The sequence below is a fragment of the Arenibacter amylolyticus genome, from assembly GCF_002150785.1.
GTDB classification, from domain to species: Bacteria; Bacteroidota; Bacteroidia; order Flavobacteriales; family Flavobacteriaceae; genus Arenibacter; species Arenibacter amylolyticus.
This window is the reverse complement of sequence record NZ_MTAZ01000002.1, coordinates 64,397-86,890: the sequence shown is the minus strand read 5'-3', so window position 1 is coordinate 86,890 and position 22,494 is coordinate 64,397. Positions and strand designations below refer to the sequence as shown.

The window sequence follows — 22,494 nt, the reverse complement described above, 5'->3', positions numbered from 1 at the left end:
CTACTCTTTATTTATTAAGTGGTATTCCGTTTAATATTCCCTTTATTTTATTGGTATTGTTCATCTCATCATAAATGCCATCATAATCGTCTTCCACTAGCATTTGCTTAAAAGACTGCAAGTTGGCTATGTACTCGTCCAAGGTTTCAATCACATTATCCCTATTCTGTCTAAAGATAGGCGTCCACATTGCAGGCGAGCTTTTTGCCAAGCGTACAGTGCTTTCAAATCCACTTCCCGCCATGTCAAAAATATCACGTTCATTTCGCTCTTTGTCTATAACCGTCTTTCCTAACATAAAAGAGCTGATATGTGATAAATGCGAAACATAGGCAATATGCTTATCATGTGCCACGGGATTCATATATCGGATTCTCATCCCCATTTCCTGAAGCAACTTTAGGGCGCGCTCCTGAAGCTTGAATGCCGTTTTCTCTATTTCGCAAATAATATTTGTCTTACCATCGAACAGGCCTTCAATTGCCGCGGACGGTCCAGAAAATTCCGTACCCGCAATAGGATGGCATGCTAAAAAATTACGCCTGTTAACATGGTTCTCCAAAGTTTTACAGATCAAGGATTTTGTAGAGCCTGCATCCATTACAATAGCCTCATCGTGTACGGCATCCAAGATAATAGGCAATTCCCGCACCATTTGATCCACAGGGATGCTCACCATCACAAGATCTGCCTGTGGAAGTAGGCTATAGTCTGCTTTTTCATCAATTATGGAAAGGGACAAGGCCTCCTCCAAATGACTAATATTGGCATCAATCCCATAGATTCGGGCATTGGGTTCTACCTTCCTTAAATCCCTCGCAAAAGAACCTCCTATTAATCCTACTCCTATTACAAATACATTCATTGTTACGCTACTTATATCCTAAAAGAACAAAACTGGAGATCTGCATTTAACTCCTTGTACAACAGCCTTATCCTATCCAAATTATTATTTTTAAAATCGTTCAATCGCCTCTTTTATTTGATCGGCTTTTACACAGAGAGAAAACCTTATATACCCCTCTCCATTACTCCCAAATATGGTGCCAGGGGTGATAAATATATTTTTATCATAAAGCACCTCATCAATAAAATTTTCGGCAGAGGAGATTCCTTCGGGCAGTTTGGCCCAAACAAACATTCCTACGGCCTTTTTATCGTACACGCAGTTAAGCTTATCTGCCAATTGATAGATTAACTCCCTGCGGTTATCGTACACCTTACTTAGCTCTTGAAACCAGGCGTCATCGCTATTTAAGGCTGCTATGGCTCCCTTTTGAATGCCGTAGAACATCCCAGAGTCCATATTGCTCTTTACCTTTAAAATAGCCTCAATATGCCTTGCATTTCCCAGGACCATACCTACTCTCCAACCAGCCATATTAAAAGTTTTGCTAAGGGAATTCAATTCCAAGGCCACCTCCTTAGCACCTTCTACACCCAAAATACTGATGGGGTGTTCGTTTAACACAAAACTATATGGGTTATCATTCACCAATAAAATCGCGTTTCGCTTTGCAAAGGCCACAAGCTCTTCCAATTGAGCTACGGTTGCAGTTGCTCCCGTTGGCATGTGAGGGTAACTAGTCCACATGATCTTTACCCTGGAAAGGTCTTGTTTTTCCAACGCCTCCAGGTCTGGAAACCAGCCTCCTTCTTCCGTAAGATCGTAATAGCGAGGTACTGCCTCCACCAACTTGGTTACGGATGTATAGGTGGGGTAGCCTGGATTTGGGATCAATGCTTCATCGCCTTTATTTAAAAAAGCCATACTAATGTGCATTATCCCCTCCTTAGAACCCATTAAGGGCAATACCTCGTTTTGGGGGTCTAACACCACCTTAAAGCGCTTCTTATAAAACTGCGTAAAGGCCTCCCTTAATTCGGGCAATCCCTGATAACTTTGGTACTGGTGTGCCCCGTCATGGACAATGGCCTCTGTAACCGCGTTTAATACTGCTTGGGAAGGCGCCATATCCGGACTCCCAATCCCCATGTTTATCACGGGTCGCCCTTCTGCCACCAATCCCCTTACTTCCCTCAATTTTTTAGAGAAGTAGTATTCTTCCACCGTACTTAATCTATCTGCGATTTTCATATTCTTTTGGCTTTTTTATATTCACCCAATACTTTAAATTCTTCTGCCATAATTCCCAACAGCGATTTGGCTTTTTCAAAATGCTCATACGCTTCAAAGGTAACGTCCACAAAGAAGGAGTATTTCCAAGGCATTTCTATCACTGGTAAAGATTGGATCTTAGTTAGGTTTAGGTTACAATCGCTCATCACATTTAAAATGGTTGCCAAACTCCCCCTTTTATGATCCGTTAAAAAACGCACGGAAGCTTTGTTGATCTCTTCCTTTGGCCACACCTTATTTTGGGTCTTTACGATAATGAATCGGGTAGAGTTTTCCTTTATCGTCTGTATGTTGGTCTGAATAACCTCTAGATCGTAAAGTTCCGAAGCCACCTTTGGCGCAATGGCTGCAATTCCCTTTAACTGGTTCTCTTGAATTCTTTTGGCGGTCTCTGCCGTATCTACATCTTCTACCAATTTTATATGGCCATAATCTTTAAAGAACTCCTTACACTGCAACAGGGCCATCGGATGCGAATGCACCTCTTTTACATCCTCCATCGTCTGTCCTTTAAGGACCATTAAATGATGGTGGATATTCAAATATTGCTCCCCTATGATATGTAAGTTCTTACTAAAGACCAGTGCATAATTTGGAATAATAGACCCCGCTATGGAATTCTCTATAGCCAATACGCCAGTGTCTGCCTTTTTTAGCAGCAACTGATCTACTAAATTATCAAAAGAGGGACATTCCACGAAGTCTACCTTATCCCCAAAATAGTTCTTGGCCACTTGGTGGTGATTAGAACCTTTTATTCCTTGTATTGCTATTTTCAATGCCATTGTTATTTTCTTCCAAACGGAGTTTATCCTAGTTTACCCCAAAAAAAAAGTCCCGCTTTACACGGGACTTTCATCTATATATACATTTAAAATATGTTAGAACAGCCCCATGCCTCTTTGAAAAAAGAAGTAAAAATAAAAACCGTTCCCGAAATATTGCTTTGTCATTTTCTTTTAAAACTTGGGCTAAAGTAATAATTAATTTCAAAACTTCTGCTTAAATTTATTCTTTTTTCACATTTCGCAGTTTCATACACAACAACTTAGGAAATCGACCTCAAAACACCTGGCATCTTAAGAATCTCGCATCTCCCTTTTTAAACACCGACGGATCCCCCCTGATTACCACCCCATTAAACTAAAATTGAGAAAGGAAATATAACGACAAACAAAGGTTATGGAAAAACCCTTATTTTTGGTGAAAACGAACCCTATGTCCATAGTAGCAAAAAACATAACGAAATCTTTTGGCGATCAAATAGCGCTAAACGATGTTTCATTCACCATAAACAAAGGGGAGGTAGTTGGATTCCTAGGTCCTAACGGGGCTGGCAAATCTACCATGATGAAGATTTTAACCACTTATTACAGTCCAGACCAAGGTAGTGCGGAGGTAAACTCTTTTGATGTAGGCAAAGAGCCTAAAAAGGTCCAAAAAAGCATTGGATACCTTCCAGAGCATAACCCTCTTTACTTAGATATGTATGTAAGGGAATACTTGGAGTTTAATGCCAATGTTTACCAAGTAGACAAAAAAAGAATCCCCGTGGTCTTGGAACAAACGGGATTATTGCCCGAGGCGCATAAAAAGATTGGACAACTCTCCAAGGGGTACCGACAAAGAGTAGGATTGGCTGCTGCCTTATTGCACAACCCAGAGGTGTTGATCTTGGACGAGCCTACTACCGGACTAGACCCTAATCAATTATTGGAAATCAGAAATTTGATCAGGGAAATTGGCAAGGAGAAAACTATCTTATTATCTACCCACATCCTAAAGGAGGTAGAAGCTGTATGTGATAGGGTCATCATTATTAAAAAGGGGAACATCGTGGCCAATCAAACACTTTCCGAATTGCGTAAAGAGGAAAAGCAAGTTTTGGTAGTAGAGTTCGATTTTAGGGTGGAAGAAGCCTTTCTTAAAAAACTGGACCACGCCATTACCGTAAAAAACACAGGGGGGTTTAGCTACGAAATTACCTTTGACACGGATAAGGATATGCGACCTGCGGTGTTCGATTTCGCCTATGACAATCAACTAAAAACCCTGCAACTAAGTAGAAAAAACAAGAACCTAGAAAGCCTTTTTACCGAATTAACCCAATAGTTTACGGTCCTATAATTAAAACTTCCCTGCCCCTAGCATAGCCGCTACCACGCGATTAGCAGCTAAAGGCAGTATACTATTACCCACCTTTAAATGCGCTCTAAAATAGGATTAAAGGCTTTAGAAGCCACAAATACCTGGTCTCCAAGGGTCAAAGCAAGGGCTTCTTCACGGTCTGTCACTACTTTCACTACCGAATTGCCCACCAACACAGAGACCACATAGATTACCTCCTCCTTCTCTATATGGATCACCTCTCCCGTAAACCTAAATTTAGCACTGTTTCTTTCGGCATTAAAAAAATCCAAGGCCTTTCCTTCACGGACTACGCGACCGTTGTGTAATTCATAAATATGATTGGAAAGTTTTACGATTTCCCCAATGTTATGACTTACTAGAATGGTGGTTAAATTAAAAGCATTGTGTACTTTTAAAATATACTCCTGAAGTTTAGACCTCATCTTATGATCCAGTGCAGATAGGGGCTCGTCCAGAATCAATATTTCGGGACGTTGTACCAATGCCCTCGCTAGAGCTACCCGCTGCTGTTGTCCGCCAGACAAGGTACTGGGTTTTCTATTTAGAAAATCGCCCAGCTCCACAATAGCCACCAAATTATCCACTATAGATTTAGACTGGCCTTTTTGAAGTGCGAATTCCAGATTCTGCCGGACCGTCATATTGGGAAAAAGGGCATAGTCCTGAAAAACATACCCTATCTTTCGTTGTTGGGGTGATAGATTTATTTTCTTCCCTGCATCGAACCAGGTAGTTCCGTTTACCACAATCCTCCCCTTATCTGGGGTAAGCAAGCCACTCAATACTCTTAGGGTGCAAGTTTTACCTGCTCCGGACACTCCGTACAAGCTCACAAACTCCCCCTTCTTAATCTTAAGTTCCAAGTCTAAGAGCATACTCCCTCCCGTGGACCGCAATTTTTTGGTCAGGTTAATTTCGATCATCGCGAATAGCGTTTTAAATACCCTCCGTTAATGAGGTACACCAATAGTAAAATAGCAAAGGTAATGGCAAACAAAATCATGGAGTAATTATTGGCTGCAGCATAATTTAGCGCTTCCACCTCATCATAAATAGCAATAGAGGCCACTTTGGTCTTCCCAGGCATATTGCCCCCAATCATCAACACCACGCCAAACTCGCCCACGGTATGGGCAAAAGTTAGCACTATCCCCGTGAGTATAGAAGATTTAATATTAGGCAACAGTATTCTGAACAAGGTGGTGCGTTTAGACTTTCCCATGGTATAGGCCGCCTCCTTCAAGGTAGGGGAAATGGAGGCCAGTCCCGCCTGAAGCGGCTGTACCATAAAGGGCAAACTATAGATGATGGAAGCCACCACAAGTCCCTCAAAAGAAAATATCAGCCGTATTCCCAACCATTCGTTTAACCAATTACCAAAAAAATTGGCCGGACTAAAGGCTACTAGCATATAAAAGCCCAGAACAGTAGGTGGCAATACCAGGGGCATACTCACCAGGGTTTCTACCACGGGTTTCATTTTAGAATGAGTGCTAGATAACCAGTTGGCTATAGGTACCGCAATCACCAAAAGAATAATAGTGGTAACAAAGGCCAGTTTAAAAGTTAGTACAAGAGGTTGCCAATCCATTAGGGCGCCAGTATTAATTCGTTCATCTTTACCATGGCCAAAACCGACATATTGCGGGCTAGCCCCAGTCTTTTTAAACTTTTGGAACCCACTACTGCCACCAGCTCACCTATTTCCGTATCTAGCACCAATCGGCTCAAAATTTCTCCTGCTTCTACCTCTTTCACCGTTCCCTTTAGGTAATTATCCACACTGAGCAAATTGGGGTCCTGAAGGTTGAGGATTACTTCGGTTTCTTTAAACAATACCCTAATATCCTCCCCGGGAACCAAATACGGAGCCGTTTGTGGCGTATCCAAAACCACGGATACCCATTGGGTGTTCTTACCAAGAGCTACCCTTACCAAAGACAAATTGCCTACGGTCTCCACCTCTAAAATATGTCCATTAAAACTATTCATCCATCAAATATCCAAATTCTTTCAATAGGAGCGCGACTTCCTCGGAAAAAAGAAAATCGTAAAAATGCTGAAGCTGCTGTTCATTCTCCCGTTCCCTTTTTATTAGCACTATGCCCTGGGTGATGGGGGAATACTGTTTAGCATCTACCTCTAACCACCTTCCTTTGTCCTTCATCCTAGGTGCCTTCACCGTGGATAAGGCTGTAAAACCAATGTCCGCTGCCTTAGAGGCTATAAATTGGTTGGTTTGCGCTATGCTCTCCCCATACACCAATTTATGTTTTAGTTGATCATAAAGACCGTAGTGCTCAATCACCTCCATAGCCGCCACCCCGTAAGGTGCGGTCATGGGATTCGCCATAGCAATATGGTTTATTTCGGGATCGTTAAGAGTGTTCACGGAAATGGGCTTGGACAGCGCTACGGACCATAGAATTAATTTCCCGTTGGCGTACCTACGGGGAGCCTCCATCCCTTTCCCGGCCATATAGACTGCTTCTGGATATTTCATATTGGCCGCCACGAAAACATCGTAAGGAGCCCCTTCTACAATCTGTGCTGTTAACTTCCCGGAAGACCCAATCATCATTTCACAAACCACCCCATATTTTTCGGTATACCGCGCTACAATTGCCTCCATGGGCAACTGCATATTGGCGGCCACCGCCACCCGTATTTTATTTGCATCGCTCTCTTGACAAGCTACCCCTAAAAGGAGGAGCGACAACAACAAAACCAAGATTCCCAACCGATTAATCATGTCGAATATAAGATTGCATTAGAATTTTCCATATCCCTAAATCCCAGAAGAATTTCCCTTAACAACCTTCCCCGATGAGAAGCTTTTTCACGCCCAGCCAAAACATCCTTAAGGTTGCCGAGTGAGAATCGGAGAGTTCGGAAAGCAACAATAAATTCTGTTCAAATTCTTTTGCATCCGAATGGTGGACCCCAGCTTCAGCGGGATCGAAATATCCCATACTCCAATCGGAAAAAGACCGTTCTTCTATCTCCCCTTCCCATATCAGTTGGATATCTCCATGCCGTTTATCCTTAACAATCTCCTGATACAAGGATTTTACCTGCTTCTTTTTTCCCTCAATAATCTGAACAAAGCAGTTATTGTGAAATACCAAACACCCGGTGATTCCCTTTTCCTTATTACGGTCCCTAGCGGTTTTCAAAATCGCCGCAACATCGTCCGTGCTCATAAATTCCGAAGCCTTGGATTTGTAAGTAAGCTGAAACATAGGATTAATTTGATGCAAATTACAAAATTAAATGCTCCTAAATGGGCGCTATTACAACCAGAATCCCACGGAATTGAGCAGCTAGATCAACTTAAATTATTACGGCTCAACCTGCCTTATCTCCATCCAAGCATGGTAAAACAAAAGCTTGGTACATTCCTAAATAAGGAATTATACCAAGCTTTTAATGAGGCGAATATCCTTTTTATTGTTCGCTGCTTTTAGAAATCTCTATAGGGGGCATCCAAATATTGATTAGCCTCCTCTTCTGCAAACTTTGCTGCTTTGCTATCCCAATGCAATGTTTTATTTGGGAAACGACCAGCGATAACGCCTAGCAGGATAGTTTCTGTGAGTCGGGCCGAATAATCAAAAGGTGCACTGCATTCCGCCTTACCCAAACAAGCATCTACAAACTCGTGATAATGCTTTTTCTCTTCTTCATCATAACTCTTAACCGGCTCGCCCAAATTATCGGAATCCTTTACCACAGAGAGATCCAATTCCTTATATTTCCCATCTACAATATGCCTTGGAAGCTCCATAAAGTGTGGCAAGAGCAACCTCCCTTTTTCACCAATGAACATAGCTCCCTGCTCCGGTAGCTTATCGTTATTTGGCAATTCCAGATCTTTATGCTTTTCTGGAGCTCCTGGTCCATCGTACCATACCCATTTCAGGGTTTTTGCCGTGTAGGGGGTTTGTGGAAACGTATAGGTTACTATATTCTTCTCGGGGAATCCAAATCCATTGGGCTCCCTACAATCGTTTTTAATAGTCATGGGCACATCCAACTCCAAGGCGTTGTAGGGGGTATCAAAAATATGAACTCCCATATCCCCTAAGGTACCACAACCATAATCCATTAACTTTCTCCAGTTTCCCGGATGGTAATACCCTACCTTATAAGGCCTTTCCGCAGACGTTCCCAACCAAAGATTCCAATCTAAATTCTCTGGCACAGGATCAGAGCCTGTAGGTTCTGGACCGTCATAGCCCCAGTTTTTAGGAGACCAGGCCCGTACGGTCTTTACTTTTCCAATAATCCCAGATTGAATCAGGATGGTAGCCAATTTATAATCGTAAAAAGAATGTACCTGGATTCCCATTTGGGTCACCAAATTCTTCTCCTTGGCCTTTTTACGCATTGCCCTTGCCTCCGCCACATGGTGGGTAAGGGGTTTTTGACAATAGACTGGTTTACCCAAGTCCATGGCCATCATAGAAGCCGGTGCATGGGTATGGTCTGGCGTAGATACAATAACGGCATCGATCCCATTTTTCAATTCCTTCAACATCACCCTATAATCTTTATAGGTAGCTGCATTGGGATGTAGTTTTTTGGCCTCTGCCAAGGCGTTGGCATCCACATCGCACAAGGCTACTACATCTACCAACGGATGGGATGAAATGGAAGCCAAATCGGCTCCCCCCATATTACTAACCCCAATATGGGCGGTACGCAAACGGCCATTTTTAGACATAGCCCAGATAGAAGCGGGTAAAAGGGCGGTTAAACCTAGTGCTGCGGTTCCCTTTAGAAAGTCTCTTTTTTTCATTTAATTCTTAGTTTTTTTAGTGGCGGTTATTCATTAGTGGGATCAGCATGGCGTCCCAGCTTCCTTTAAAAGAAAGATCTCCTTTTAAAGAATGTGGCGGCATCCGACAAAACCGGATTACCGCCACAGGGTATTTATAGTTTTCTAATCTTTACATTCCTAAACCAGATAGGGCTAGAGTGATCTTGGAATCCGATATATCCGGATTTAAAGCGACCGTAGTTTTCGGCGTCTTTCCACTTTCCGGTATTTTTCCTTTCGTACCAGTCCTCGGACCAAGGCACAAAGGACAATACCTTCTGTCCATTTAGCCAGTGCTCTACCTTTTCAGGGGTGAATACTATTTTGGTGGTATTCCACTCCCCGACAGGATTCAATACTTTCTTGTCCGGATCTGCAGGGTACATGGCATAATCCGATGCAGTCTGCTGCAAGGGCTGAAGTTCAGCCGGATTCTCTGTATTCCCCAAGCTTAAATTGTATTCGGTAAGATCGTGTATAGCGGCATAGTTCTCATCATCGATCAATTGGTATTCCGGAGAAATGGTAGCCGGACCCTCATTGGGTATGTTCTCCTTTAGGTGATAAAAAATACCACTATTTCCGCCTTTCGGCAGCTTCCATTCTACGTATAACTCAAAATTGTCAAATTCTTCGGCACCATAAATAATATCCGTGCCCCCTGTATAATCCTGTTCCATTCCCAGTTCAGTATCAAAGGTCAGCGTACTATCCTTAATAGTCCATCCTGGAGGAAGGCTATCCCCGTTATAGGCACGCCATCCCTCGGTAGAGGTACCGTCAAAAAGATAGATCCAATCCTCGGTTTCGGCTGTAGCTTCCACACTTTCAGGTTTCGACTTTTGATTCATTTTACATGAGGTCATCGCAAGTGCGAAGACAAAAAGAGCAATAGTTTTCTTCATTTTTATCTGTTAAATTTTAAGCAAACCATGAAGATAAATAATTTAGCCAAGAATCCCACTACCTCCCTTGGAAAAATTAGGAAAACCCACATTTTCTTTGCGATTTGGAGTTAAACCGACCCTCGATTTTTTTGAGAAGCATGGTAGACAAGAAATGGCCACAACTTAACGCCATGGAATTTAAAAAAACACCTAGCTTTTTCATCAATTCAGTAGCCAGCAACCTCACCTACTTTGGATCTAGAAAATATGGAGGAAGGAAGAGCTAGGACTAGCAAACCACTACACCATCACTTGGTGAAATTCTCCTTGGCAACAACTGGGAAAAAAATCATTTCTCTAAACCACCAATCAGCAGGGCCACTACCATGTCTAGGGTTTCCTGTATTCCTGGATTGGTACAATTAACAAGGAGGGAAAAAACCATCTCCTCTTCGGGGTAAACGTACAGAACGGCATAGCCACCTACCCCTTTACCTATATGCCCAAAAGTTGGCCTCCCCCAGGCATCTTGATTAATTTCCCACCCTAATCCGTAATGGGTTTCCCTACTACCTATCACCTCTGCGGTAAGGAACTGCTGCATATTAAGCGCCTCTATAAGGGAAGTGTCTAAAAACTGCTGCCCAAATTTAGCTACATCCACCGCGGTGGACACATAACCGCCCCCAGCAAGTTTATAGCGATTATCCACGGGAATGGCCTTCTTAAATCCGGCCCTATACCTCGTATAAAAATGGGCCATTTGGGGAGGTTGTTCCCCTGGAATTTCTGGAAATGTGTCCTTCATCTGAAAGGGCTCCAACACCTTTTTCTTCACATAGTCCGCAAAAGACACACCGCTCACCTCTTCCATCGCCAAGGATATTAGCACCCAGCCAAAGCTGGTATAGCTATAATTGCTTCCCGGTTTAAAAAGCAGGGGATCGTCTTGAAAAATCCTTAGACTTTCCCTACTATCCATAGGAAGGTCCAGGCCGTATTCCCTCCCCCTATACCCTCTAATTCCAGCGGTATGACTCGCCAGATGCCGAAGGGTAAAATCGTATTCTTTCCTGGGAAAATAAGGCAGGTATTTATAAATGGAAGCATCCAGATCTAGCAGCCCTTCCCTCACCATAACCGCCAAGGCGGTTGCTGCTATTGGTTTGGAGATACTGGCTATTCTGAAGATGGTACGCTGGGGGTCTACCAGCACCTGCCCCTCTAAATTAGCATATCCATATCCTTTTTGAAAATAGGGCTGGTTATTTTTACGCACGCTGATAGCAAGCCCTGGAATTGTATTATCATGGACCAGCTGTTGAAGTAACCGATCTGCTTCCAACATCCCTGCTAGCTGCACATCTTCCCCCATTAGCCTACGGGAGGCCAAAAAATCACTTACATATTTTTGAATGGGTCTCATTGAACAACGCTACTGATCCACTATTAATTTTCACTAAAAAATCCCCTTGAGAGTTACTAGGCATAGTTTCCCACAAAACCAGCCTTACTCTATAAAGATAAGTTTTCCCTTATACAATTCCTCCACTGCTACTTCGGGCGGTCTATTAAAACTAATCACGTCCCCGGTACCGCGCAATACACCGGTTAAGGAGGTTTGCGGATTAACAAGCATGTCATTAGACCCCCTATGACTAACAGTTATGGCATTTGCCTTTAAGGAAGCGGCCTCCAAGCGCGTATCCCCTGCTGCAAATAGGACATTAAAATCTTTGGTTTGGCCACGCAATTGGAAGTAAGAAGGCCCGTTGGAAACGATTCGTACCGACTCAGCGTCTAGATTCAGGTTAAATTCCCCACTGGTGAATTTGGCTTCCGGATTGTTAAAGCTCTCCGAGATAAGCGCTAAGTTAGGAAAGGACAACACCCCTTCACTTTTAATAGCCAGTCCGGTACCACTTCTAATTTCCGTAAGATTAGGCACGGTTACATATACATGAGTTAGGCCATACTTCCGGGTGAAATTGCACGAATTGGTATCCCTAAGCAATAGTCTCCCCTCCTCTACGGTAACGGATACATCATTGCGCAAGTACTTCCCGGTCTCTACTTCTACCTTTATTTCTGCTCCCTGCACAATGGTTACCCTTACGTTTTCATAGGCGGTGATTTTTGTAAAATTAGGCACGGCCACCACCTCCTTGGTTATAGGCCCGGCGTTCTGGAAGCAATCGGGTGCATTTTCACTGTTGCAGTTCCAGAAAAATAAGGGCAGTACCAACAATAGGCTCCATTTATGTAATTTCCTAAAAAATAAGCTCCTCATATCACCTCTTTTATTATAGCCTTATCCCCACCCCAAATTCTACCGCTTCGGCCTTGGCGCCGTGCGACTTTAAGGTGATGGCGCCAAAGATCTTATCCGTAAAATACCGCTTTAAGCCCATTCTGTTGTATACCCTTCCCTCAAAATCGAAGGGGTAGTAAACGTAATACCCCAATTGGGAAATAATAGACATTTTATTTATAAATAACTCATGCCCTACAAACAGCCCTACCCGCTTATAATCGTCCGTAGGCTGTACTCCATATTCGGGGAAGGCAATGGACTGGTAGCGTATCAATTCCTTTAAAAAATTGGAGAAATATAGATCTGTTCCCAGTTGCAAAGCGCTGATTCTTCCTAACCGCTTATCGGCATAAGCCGAAAAAATATAAAATGGAAACTGCCCAGAACCTACAACATCACTCTCATTGATTCCAGATCTAAAAGCCAGATTATATCGCACCGGCTCGGCGTAGGATGTTGTATCCTCGGTTCTAACATACTCCTTCTCCAATCCTCGCTGCAGATCATAGGTAAGCCCTAGGTTAAACGCCAAGGTATTGGTTGAGGTATTGGGCGCCTTCACATTGGCATTGGAGTAATGAATAACGGAGAGTCCCGCCTTAAAGCCCAATCCATCAATGATTTCCTCTTTGTGATAGTTCAGCATTATATAGGTAGAGCTCAACAAATGGGTGCCATAGGCATTATTCCTAAAGTTGTTGTGCTTATTAAACGGATGGGTATTGTAAGCTACCCCCTGCCCCAGCCTAAATTGGAGATTTCTATTTAAGAAATAAAAATTATAATGCGCATACAGTCCAAAATTCTCCCCTAGGGTGCTGTTGTTCATGTTCTGATAAACAAAGGAGAGGCCAGTATCCGGATAATTAAAGCGTTGATGCCATTCCTTTTCCCCATAGGTCTTGCGGTTAAAACTCGCTATTAGTCCGCCCGGGTGTGAACTTATTAGGTGAGAAATATAATTATTGTGCAAGAGCACCGAACCATAAAACTGGTTGATGTCCAAGGTATAACTCGCACTCTGTTTCCCGTCCTGTGAAAAACAAAATGCCGTCCATAGACAGCATAATAGAAATAGACATCGTTTCATTAAGAGCAAATGTAGGGAAAATTTAAAAAGGACAAATTTGGGAATCCTTAGATCTAAAAACAGCTTCTATAAGTAGAAGCCTCCCTCTTCCAAAAGACCCAATTACGGAAGAGGGGTTTAAGTGTTGCTACAAAAACCCCCAGGACCATCCCGGGGGCTATTAGCAATAGTTTTATCAAGATCCAGCAACGATTAGCTGGTGGATTTTAAAGGTTGCTATACGCCTAGAACAAGGCTTCGGCAATGGCTTTTATATTATCCGATTTCCCCATGGAGTAATAGTGTAATACGGGCACCCCGGCCTCTTTTAGCTCCTTAGATTGTTGAATAGCCCATTCTATCCCCACCTGTCTTACCGCCGCATTATTAGTACAACCGTCTACAGCATCTACCAAATCTTGCGGTAGGTCTATTTTAAATACCTGGGGTAGTATATGCATATGACGCTTTACCGCTATGGGCTTTATCCCTGGAATAATGGGCACTTCTATACCCATTTCCCTTGCGGCCTCTACAAACTGGAAGTAGCGACTATTGTCGAAAAACATTTGGGTTACCACATAATCGGCACCGGCATCTACCTTTTCCTTTAACCTTCTAAGGTCCGATTCCAAGGAAGGAGCTTCCATGTGTTTCTCTGGATAACCCGCCACCCCAATACAGAAATCGCCACAATTTTCACTTTCTGCGGTATCGTGTAAATATTTTCCGGAATTAAGGTTTTGAATCTGCGCTACCAATTCCGTGGCATAAGAATGTCCGCCTGGCGTAGGCGTAAAATATTGTTCCCCTTTTCGGGCATCACCCCTTAAAGCCATCACATTGTGTATACCCAAATAATGGCAATCTACCAGTAAATACTCCGTTTCCTCCTTGGTAAAGCCGCCACATAGCACATGGGGAACTGTATCTACCCCGTATTTATGTTGTAGCGCAGCGCATATCCCTACCGTCCCAGGCCGCATACGCGTCAATTTTTTATCGTACAACCCGTCTTTTTCTATGTACACAAACTCTTCCCTTGAGGTGGTAACATCTATAAAAGGCGGATTAAATTCCATCAACGGATCCACGTTGTTGTACAACTCCTGAATATTCTTCCCTTTCACTGGCGGGACAATCTCAAACGAAAACAAAGTTTTCCCCTTTGCGTTTTCCAAATGCTCTGTTACTTTCATGGTCTTTCCCATTGCCCTCCCAACAGAGGGCCCTTATTTTAAAAATTCAACATTCCCTTATTCCCATTATCCCACAAGTAGTCTTGCTTACTATGCTTGCAGTCCGATGATGGATTATGGCGTTTCCCTAAAGGGCCGGGCTATCCACTAAATTTTTTTAGGAACAAGCCCTAAAAAAGATATCGTTCCTATCCCTAACGCGGTAATAAATCATCTAATGAAATCTATAGCATATTATTAGCCCATCGCTACATTGGTTCATTGCTACTTTGGCACATTGTTACATTAGTACATCGCTACAATGGTACATTGACACACTAACCAATTGCTACATTTTCACATTATCAATACATTGACACATTTCCAAATCAACAAATCTCCAAATCAACCCATCGCTACATTGGTTCATTGCTACATTGGTTCATTGCTACTTTGGTTCATTGCTACTTTGGTACATTGGCACATTGTTACATTAGTACATCGCTACAATGGTACATTGACACACTAACCAATTGCTACATTTTTACATTATCAATGCATTAGCAAATCTCCAAATCGGCAAATCTCCAAATCAATACATTTCCAAATCAATACATTTCGAAATTAACAACCCATTGTTACATTAACCAATTGCTACATTGTTACATTATCAATGCATTAGCAAATTTCCAAATCAACACATCTCCAAATCAACCAATTAATCATCTGCGATATTGGGCGCTAACCATTTACTAGCCTCTTCCAGAGGAATATCTTTCCGCGCTGCAAAATCGGCTACCTGATCTTCCTTGATTTTTCCGAGTCCAAAATATCGGGCCTCTTCATTCCCGAAATAATAGCCACTAACACTGGCTGCCGGCCACATAGCCAAACTATCCGTTAATTGCACCCCAATTTTTTCTTCCACCTGCAACAGTTCCCAAATGGTAAGTTTCTCCAAATGATCTGGACAGGCAGGATAACCGGGTGCCGGTCTAATTCCCTTGTACTCTTCTTTAATTAATTCTTCATTATCCAAGGCTTCTTCGGAAGCATAGCCCCAATGCACCTTTCTCACTTCCAAGTGTAAATATTCGGCAAACGCCTCCGCAAATCGGTCGGCCAGCGCCTTTACCAATATACTGTTGTAATCGTCCAAATTATCCCGATAACTATTAGCCAGTTCATCGGAACCAAAACCAGCGGAGACACAAAAGCAGCCTACGTAATCTGTTATCCCACTATCTTTGGGCGCTATAAAATCGGCAAGGGCCAAATTAGGTCTATCCTTATATTTTTTAGACTGTTGCCTAAGAGTCCTAAAATAGGTCTTCTCCCCATTATGGGTAAGTTCTATATCGTCATCGTTCACGGTATTTGCAGGGAAGAGTCCAAAAATACCCTTAGCCTGAAACAGGTTTTCGTCCAGGATCTTTTTCAACATTACCTTGGCATCGGCAAACAGCTCCTTGGCCTGTTGGCCAACCACCTCATCCTCCAAAATATTGGGATACCTTCCGTGCAACTCCCAACTTCTAAAGAAAGGGGACCAATCTATAAAAGGCACCAATTCCCTTAGGTCCATATTCTCTATAAGTTGTATGCCTAACTTATTAGGCTTTATAATTTGGGATTTTTCCCAATCTACCTGATATTTATTTGCCCGGGCATCTTCCAGTTTTATATACTCCCTGCGTCGGCCCCTTTTCAGGAAACTCTCCCTAAATTCGGCATAATCCATTTTTATACTCTCCTTGTAGTTGGAAGCACTTTCTTTCTGCAACAAATCCCCCACTACGGTCACGGCTCGCGAGGCATCGTTTACGTGCACCACCGCATTCTTGTACTGGGGATCTATCTTCACCGCCGTATGGGCCTTACTAGTAGTTGCCCCCCCAATTAACAAGGGAACCGTAAAGTTTTGTCGCTCCATCTCCTTGGCAAGGAACACCATTTCGTCCAAGGAAGGCGTAATAAGGCCACTTAAGCCAATGATATCTACTTTTTCTTCCTTGGCAACATTAATTATCTTCTCTGGTGGTACCATTACCCCCAAGTCTACAATCTCATAGTTGTTACAGGCCAAGACCACACTCACAATATTTTTTCCAATATCGTGCACATCGCCTTTCACCGTAGCCATCAATATTTTTCCGGCAGCGGATTCTTCCCCTTCGGGCAAGGGGTTCTTCAATTTTTCCTCTTCAATAAACGGCAATAGGTAGGCAACTGCTTTCTTCATAACTCGGGCCGATTTTACCACCTGTGGCAAAAACATCTTCCCGCTTTGAAAAAGATCTCCCACCACGTTCATTCCCGTCATTAAATGACCTTCAATCACTTGAATGGGTGCCGCTACACTAAGCCTGGCCTCTTCTACATCTTCTACAACATATTGATCTATCCCTTTTACTAGGGCTCTGGTGATACGGTTTTGCAGGGGTTCTTCCCTCCAAGACAGATCTACTTTATTTTCTTTCGCTTTCCCTACTACAGATTCAGCAAAATCTAACAAGCGCTCTGTAGCATCCTCACGTCTATTGAGAATTACATCTTCTACATGCTCTAAAAGGTCTTTGGGGATATCGTCATATACCTCCAACATACTGGGGTTAACGATACCCATATTCATACCCGCTTTTATGGCGTGGTATAGAAAGACCGAGTGCATGGCCTCCCGCACGGGATTATTCCCCCTAAAACTAAAGGAAACGTTACTTACTCCACCACTTACGCTACAATAAGGCAAATTCTCCTTCACCCAGGCGGTAGCCCGAATAAAATCTAAGGCATTCAACTTATGCTCATCCATCCCCGTAGCTACGGGAAAAACGTTCAGGTCAAAAATAATATCCTCTGGCGGAAACCCTACCTGGTCTACCAGTATATCATAGGATCGTTTAGATATTTCTATACGTCGCTCATACGTATCGGCCTGCCCCACCTCATCAAAAGCCATCACAATAACGGCGGCTCCATAGCGTCTAATTAATTTAGCGTGTTCAATAAACTCTTCCTCGCCTTCTTTAAGACTGATGGAGTTCACCACACATTTCCCTTGTACCACTTGGAGTCCAGCTTCTATAATCTCCCATTTAGAACTATCAATCATAATAGGGACCCTAGCAATATCAGGTTCGGAAACAATCAAGTTTAAAAACTGCACCATGGCCTTTACTCCATCCAAGAGACCATCGTCCATATTTACGTCCAAGATCTGCGCTCCTGCCTCTACCTGTTCTCGGGCAATATCCAAGGCCTCCTCAAATTTCTCTTCCTTAATTAACCTGAGAAATCTTTTGGAACCAGCCACATTGGTACGTTCGCCTACGTTCACAAAATTACTTTCTGGAGTAACCACCAACGGCTCCAATCCAGAGAGCTTTAAATACCTATCCCCATTTTTCTGCTCAGTATAGCCCATGTATATTTTTATAATGATTTTTATAGATCGTTTTTACCGATCTTAAAATGATATATTTGATAAATCCACATTTCCCCCAGAGAGGATAATGCCAATTCGTTTATTTTTAAACTCTTCCTTTTCCCGCAGCAATGCGGCAAAGGGAACAGCACTGGAAGGTTCTATGACAATTTTCATCCGTTCCCAGATTAATTTCATCGCCTGTTTTATCTCTTGCTCCTCCACCCGTATAATCTCTGAAACCAAGGCTTTGATAATGGGAAAGTTAATATCTCCCAAATGCGTTTTTAATCCGTCTGCAATGGTATTGGTGGTGGTATTCACCTCTATCTTCCCGCTTTTTAGGGAGCGATAGGCATCATCTACCGCAAAGGGCTCCCCGCCAATTACCCTACACTCCTTACCAAAATAATGGGCAACAAGCGCAGTCCCAGCAATAAGTCCGCCACCCCCTACTGGGGTTATTATATACTCTAGATCTGGATAATCTTCCAATAATTCCATGGCTGCGGTACCCTGTCCTACTAACACATTCAAGTTGTTAGAAGGGTGTATAAATACCGCTTTTTTTTCAGCTACTATTTTCTGAGCCTCCCGTTCCCTGGCTGCCAAGGTGGGTTCGGAAATTACCACCTTCCCCCCATAGGATTTTACGGCCTCAATTTTTACTGCCGGGGTACTACTTGGCATTACTATATAGGCAGTTACCCCTAAGTTCTTGGCTGCCAAGGCCAGTGCCTGACCGAAATTCCCGGAAGAATGGGTCACTACCCCTGCTTTCCTCTCCTGCTCCGTTAATTGCTGAATGGCATTAATGGCACCCCTCATTTTAAAGGCTCCCATTTTCTGCAGGTTCTCGCTTTTAAAAAACAGCTGCGTCCCGGAAATATCATTTAACAATCGGGAGGTGAACACCGGTGTTCTATGGACAAAAGGGGCGATGCGCCGCCCAGCCTCAAGAAGAGTCTCTTTGGTGGGTATCATTAACTTATTGGTATCAACGTTTGTATTTGCCTAGGACTGTAATCCTTTACTATGTCTACCATGGCCTTAATATGCTCTGGGGTAGTTCCACAACATCCACCAACAATATTCACTAATTTCTTCTCGGCGTATTCTTTTATCTGGGAAGCCATCTGTTCTGGGGTTTCATCGTATTCTCCAAACGCATTAGGCAATCCTGCGTTGGGGTGGGCAGATACGGCATGCTCGGATTTGGCGCATAGCACTTCCAAGTGTGGCACCAACTGACTGGCTCCCAAGGCACAATTGAGTCCCACCGATAACATGGGAATATGACTTATAGAAATTAAAAACGCTTCTGCCGTTTGTCCGGAGAGCGTGCGTCCAGAAGCATCGGTAATGGTACCGCTGACCATAATGGGGACGCCCAAATTCCGTTCTTCCTTAACTTCTTCTATGGCAAACAAGGCTGCTTTGGCATTTAAGGTATCAAAAACAGTTTCCACCAATAAAATATCGCAGCCACCGTCTAACAAGGCTTCCACCTGTTGTTTATAGGCCGCTCGCAACTGATCGAAGGAAATTGCCCTAAAGCCAGGGTCATTTACATCTGGAGACATACTTGCGGTTTTGGTAGTAGGTCCAATACTCCCTGCCACAAATCTTGGCTTATGCGGTTCTTTCGCATTAAACTCGGCAGCTACCTCCTTGGCCAGTTTGGCCGATTCATAATTAAGGTCGTACACCAACTCTTGCATCCCATAATCTGCCATTCCGATAGTGGTACTAGAAAAGGTATTGGTTTCCACAATATCGGCCCCGGCCGCAAAATACTGGCGGTGAATATCCGCTATGGTATCGGGCTGGGTAAGAGATAAAAGGTCATTGTTCCCCTGCAATGGGCTGGGCCAATCCTTAAAACGCTCTCCTCTAAAATCCTCCTCCGTAAACTTATGGCGCTGTATCATGGTACCCATAGCACCATCCAACACCATAATCCGTTCTTTTAATATCTCCTGAATATTCTTCATCTCCTTTATAAATAAAATCAGCCCAAATGGCTTTCACCTTTAAATAAATACTAGTTCTGGTTGTACCAGAAATAATCAATTCTTCTTCAACGGTCTACACACCCGGATTATACCGTGTTTAACCATTGCATTTAAGTATTTCGTAATCAAGTGAGGGAGCGATTGGGGCTAGGGCCTTTCTTTCTGTTATCTATTCCGAATTTTAAAACAATACTGCTGTTTTACGTACGGATTAGAACGTAGCACCTTCTTTATACTTCCTATAAGATTGGGAAAGAGACAAAGGGTTGCTAAGGCTTCATTGGGTCTAGTCCCTCCGCCTTTCTTGATAACGTATTCAAATTGATAATGAACAAAGTGCAAAGTAACGCAACACTAACTGCAAAAGCAAGGAATGCCCTGTTTTTTTTGACCTGACGGGCGTTCTCCAAAAGCACAAATACCTGTTGGATTTCTTTACTCCAACAGGTATTTTTCAGCCAATTCAAATTCATAATTATAATAGCAGCCATCCATAAACATTCCTTCAGAATAGGGAACATTTTAAGGCCTGACTGCGCTTTGGGCGATCTACCCCTAGGCCATGATACTCTGCACCACTTCTTTTTTGGCTTCCTTCTTACTTCCGTCAAAGCCTGTTACTCCCCCTACGGTAGTATATTTCATCACATAACGCTTTCCAGGGTTAATTAGTTGATAGGCACTTTGGCACATTACGGCCGCTTCGTGAAATCCAGATAGAATCAACTTAAGTTTACCAGGGTAGGTATTTACATCCCCAATGGCATATACCCCTGGAATATTGGTCTGATAGTCATAGGCATTATTCACCTTAATGGCATTCTTTTCTATCTCTAATCCCCAATTGCCAATAGGTCCTAGTTTAGGGGATAATCCGAACAAGGGAATAAAGAAATCGGTCTCCACATAGGTTTCACCCTTCCCCTCCTTGTTGTGTTTTATCACTACTGCCTCTAAATGCTCGTCCCCGTAAAGGCGGGCCACCTCAGCTTCCGTAAACAATTTTATTTTGCCTGCTGCGGCCAACTCGGAGGCTTTTTGTACCGAATCCAATGCTCCCCTAAATTCGTTTCGCCTATGCACCAAGGAAACTTCCGAAGCAACATCCGCTAAGAAAATAGCCCAATCCAAGGCAGAATCCCCCCCTCCGGAAATCACTACTTTCTTATCCCGATATACTTCTGGGTCCTTAATCATATATGCTACCCCTTTATCTTCAAAGTCCACCAAATTGGGAATCAAGGGCTTTCTAGGCTCAAAGGATCCCAATCCTCCGGCAATAACCACTACCGGTGCATGGTGCTTGGTCCCTTTATTGGTGGTAACAATAAAGCTACCATCTTCTAATTTCTCCAAGGTCTCTGCCCGTTCTGCAAGGGTAAACCCTGGCTCAAAAGGCTCAATTTGCTGCATTAGATTTTTAACCAGATCACCTGCCAAGATTTCGGGAAATGCAGGGATATCATAAATTGGTTTCTTCGGGTATATTTCTGAACACTGTCCTCCTGGTTGGGGCAATGCGTCTATAAGATGCGTTTTTAGTTTTAACAATCCCGCTTCAAAAACGGTGAATAGTCCTGTTGGTCCGGCTCCTATTATTAGAATATCTGTTTTAATCATGCTCCTTCTTTTATATCTGGTTATATAATCACCTCTTCTTGCGAAAAGGCCTGTTGATGTTGGGAATTGCTTATAATATTTTGGATATGCTCCTTCACCTGAGAACGATGGTTTACCACCTCGCCTATAAGAATGATCGCGGGATTGCTCAATTCCTTTTCTGCCACTACCTCTTGGATAGTGCCTATAGTTCCAATCCCTATCTTTTCATTTTTACAGGTTCCATTTTGGATGATGGCGATGGGGAGCTCTCCTTTACCTTCTTTGGAAAACAATTCCACTATTTCCGAAAGTTTGCTCATCCCCATCAGGATTACCACGGTGGCGCTCGACTTAGCAGCCAGGGCTACATCGGAAGATAGTTTATGATCCTTAGTGGTTCCGGTGATAACCCAGAAACTTTCCGAGACCCCTCTCTTGGTCACTGGAATGTGTTGGGAAGCCGGTACGGCCAAGGAGGAAGAGATTCCTGGAACCATAGCAACCTTTAAACCTTTACTTGCCGCGTATTCCATTTCTTCGGCACCTCTTCCAAAAACAAAGGGATCTCCCCCTTTTAGTCGCACTACATGGCCGTGTGTTAAGCCCCTACTTACAATAAGGTCGTTAATTTGATCTTGTTGGTAGGCATAGCATCCCTTTCTCTTACCCACAAAAATATGTTCGGCATGAGGGGCGTATTCCAATAAGGAAGTATCCACTAGGGCGTCATAGAGCACCACATTGGCGGTCTTAAGCACATTGACGGCCTTAAGCGTAATGAGCTCTACATCTCCAGGACCTGCCCCAATTACCGTTAGCTTTCCAACCACCTTGGTTTTGGGGTGGAATGGGGCGTTTACCGCTTCCAATTTTTTATTGTTACTTCTCATGC

Annotated in this window: 20 protein-coding genes and 1 riboswitch; of the genes, 1 reads left to right on the top strand and 19 read right to left on the bottom strand. The window is 43.2% G+C overall.

The genetic code is table 11. The features are described from left to right. Positions 1-7: 7 nt before the first annotated feature. The 3 genes from BV214_RS00475 to BV214_RS00465 all read right to left on the bottom strand — a co-directional run bounded on the left by BV214_RS00475 (position 8) and on the right by BV214_RS00465 (position 2,925). Positions 8-865: a prephenate dehydrogenase gene (locus BV214_RS00475; RefSeq protein ID WP_086475512.1), complete on the bottom strand. Its 858-nt coding sequence runs from the start codon at positions 863-865 to the stop codon at positions 8-10. Between the two features lie 90 nt (positions 866-955). Next, positions 956-2,098 carry a pyridoxal phosphate-dependent aminotransferase gene (locus tag BV214_RS00470; RefSeq protein WP_086475511.1) on the bottom strand — a complete coding sequence of 381 codons (1,143 nt, stop codon included), beginning with the start codon at positions 2,096-2,098 and terminating at the stop codon, positions 956-958. Further along, entirely contained in the window at positions 2,095-2,925 is an 831-nt protein-coding gene (locus BV214_RS00465) for a prephenate dehydratase (protein WP_086475510.1), read from the bottom strand. The genes BV214_RS00470 and BV214_RS00465 overlap by 4 nt, the downstream gene beginning before the upstream one ends. A 433-nt stretch (positions 2,926-3,358) precedes the next feature. Between BV214_RS00465 and gldA the strand changes: the two genes are divergently transcribed. Next, on the top strand, positions 3,359-4,252 hold the full coding sequence (gene gldA, locus BV214_RS00460; RefSeq protein ID WP_086475549.1) for a gliding motility-associated ABC transporter ATP-binding subunit GldA: 894 nt from the start codon (positions 3,359-3,361) through the stop codon (positions 4,250-4,252). Between the two features lie 89 nt (positions 4,253-4,341). Here gldA and BV214_RS00455 read toward each other — a convergent pair whose 3' ends face one another. The 16 genes from BV214_RS00455 to cobA form a co-directional block, all read right to left on the bottom strand. Continuing rightward, positions 4,342-5,214, bottom strand: coding sequence for a sulfate/molybdate ABC transporter ATP-binding protein (locus BV214_RS00455; protein WP_086475509.1), 873 nt, complete (start codon positions 5,212-5,214; stop codon positions 4,342-4,344). Continuing rightward, positions 5,211-5,882, bottom strand: a complete 672-nt coding sequence (gene modB / locus BV214_RS00450) for a molybdate ABC transporter permease subunit (RefSeq protein WP_086475508.1) — start codon at positions 5,880-5,882, stop codon at positions 5,211-5,213. Before modB ends, BV214_RS00455 begins: the two co-directional genes overlap by 4 nt. Next, positions 5,882-6,283, bottom strand: a complete 402-nt coding sequence (locus BV214_RS00445) for a TOBE domain-containing protein (protein WP_086475507.1) — start codon at positions 6,281-6,283, stop codon at positions 5,882-5,884. Before BV214_RS00445 ends, modB begins: the two co-directional genes overlap by 1 nt. Beyond that, a complete protein-coding gene (modA, locus tag BV214_RS00440; RefSeq protein WP_086475506.1) occupies positions 6,276-7,043 on the bottom strand; it encodes a molybdate ABC transporter substrate-binding protein in 768 nt (255 codons plus the stop codon). The genes BV214_RS00445 and modA overlap by 8 nt, the downstream gene beginning before the upstream one ends. Positions 7,044-7,101: 58 nt before the next feature. After that, a complete protein-coding gene (locus tag BV214_RS00435; RefSeq protein ID WP_086475505.1) occupies positions 7,102-7,533 on the bottom strand; it encodes a BLUF domain-containing protein in 432 nt (143 codons plus the stop codon). Positions 7,534-7,754: 221 nt separating this feature from the next. Next, entirely contained in the window at positions 7,755-9,092 is a 1,338-nt protein-coding gene (locus BV214_RS00425; RefSeq protein WP_086475503.1) for a Gfo/Idh/MocA family oxidoreductase, read from the bottom strand. Between the two features lie 134 nt (positions 9,093-9,226). Further along, positions 9,227-10,018: a 3-keto-disaccharide hydrolase gene (locus BV214_RS00420; RefSeq protein WP_086475502.1), complete on the bottom strand. Its 792-nt coding sequence runs from the start codon at positions 10,016-10,018 to the stop codon at positions 9,227-9,229. A gap of 331 nt (positions 10,019-10,349) precedes the next feature. Next, positions 10,350-11,426 carry a serine hydrolase domain-containing protein gene (locus tag BV214_RS00415; RefSeq protein ID WP_086475501.1) on the bottom strand — a complete coding sequence of 359 codons (1,077 nt, stop codon included), beginning with the start codon at positions 11,424-11,426 and terminating at the stop codon, positions 10,350-10,352. Positions 11,427-11,510: 84 nt separating this feature from the next. Further along, on the bottom strand, positions 11,511-12,290 hold the full coding sequence (locus BV214_RS00410; RefSeq protein ID WP_086475500.1) for a head GIN domain-containing protein: 780 nt from the start codon (positions 12,288-12,290) through the stop codon (positions 11,511-11,513). A gap of 13 nt (positions 12,291-12,303) precedes the next feature. After that, complete coding sequence (locus BV214_RS00405; protein WP_086475499.1) at positions 12,304-13,404, bottom strand: acyloxyacyl hydrolase; 1,101 nt, start codon at positions 13,402-13,404, stop codon at positions 12,304-12,306. Between the two features lie 224 nt (positions 13,405-13,628). Further along, positions 13,629-14,582 carry a methylenetetrahydrofolate reductase [NAD(P)H] gene (gene metF / locus BV214_RS00400; RefSeq protein WP_086475548.1) on the bottom strand — a complete coding sequence of 318 codons (954 nt, stop codon included), beginning with the start codon at positions 14,580-14,582 and terminating at the stop codon, positions 13,629-13,631. A 697-nt stretch (positions 14,583-15,279) separates the two neighbouring features. After that, positions 15,280-17,985: a methionine synthase gene (gene metH, locus BV214_RS00395; RefSeq protein ID WP_086475498.1), complete on the bottom strand. Its 2,706-nt coding sequence runs from the start codon at positions 17,983-17,985 to the stop codon at positions 15,280-15,282. A gap of 42 nt (positions 17,986-18,027) precedes the next feature. After that, entirely contained in the window at positions 18,028-18,969 is a 942-nt protein-coding gene (locus BV214_RS00390; protein ID WP_086475497.1) for a threonine ammonia-lyase, read from the bottom strand. Further along, on the bottom strand, positions 18,969-19,979 hold the full coding sequence (locus BV214_RS00385) for a homocysteine S-methyltransferase family protein (RefSeq protein ID WP_086475496.1): 1,011 nt from the start codon (positions 19,977-19,979) through the stop codon (positions 18,969-18,971). Before BV214_RS00385 ends, BV214_RS00390 begins: the two co-directional genes overlap by 1 nt. 183 nt (positions 19,980-20,162) lie before the next feature. Next, positions 20,163-20,314: riboswitch (SAM riboswitch) on the bottom strand. 241 nt (positions 20,315-20,555) lie between these two features. Then, positions 20,556-21,620 (bottom strand): NAD(P)/FAD-dependent oxidoreductase, encoded by a 1,065-nt coding sequence (locus tag BV214_RS00380; protein ID WP_086475495.1) that lies wholly within the window; start codon positions 21,618-21,620, stop codon positions 20,556-20,558. 20 nt (positions 21,621-21,640) lie between these two features. Beyond that, the gene (gene cobA, locus BV214_RS00375; RefSeq protein WP_086475494.1) at positions 21,641-22,492 is read right to left on the bottom strand and encodes a uroporphyrinogen-III C-methyltransferase; all 852 of its coding nucleotides are present in this window, start codon (positions 22,490-22,492) and stop codon (positions 21,641-21,643) included. Between the last annotated feature and the right edge of the window lie 2 nt (positions 22,493-22,494).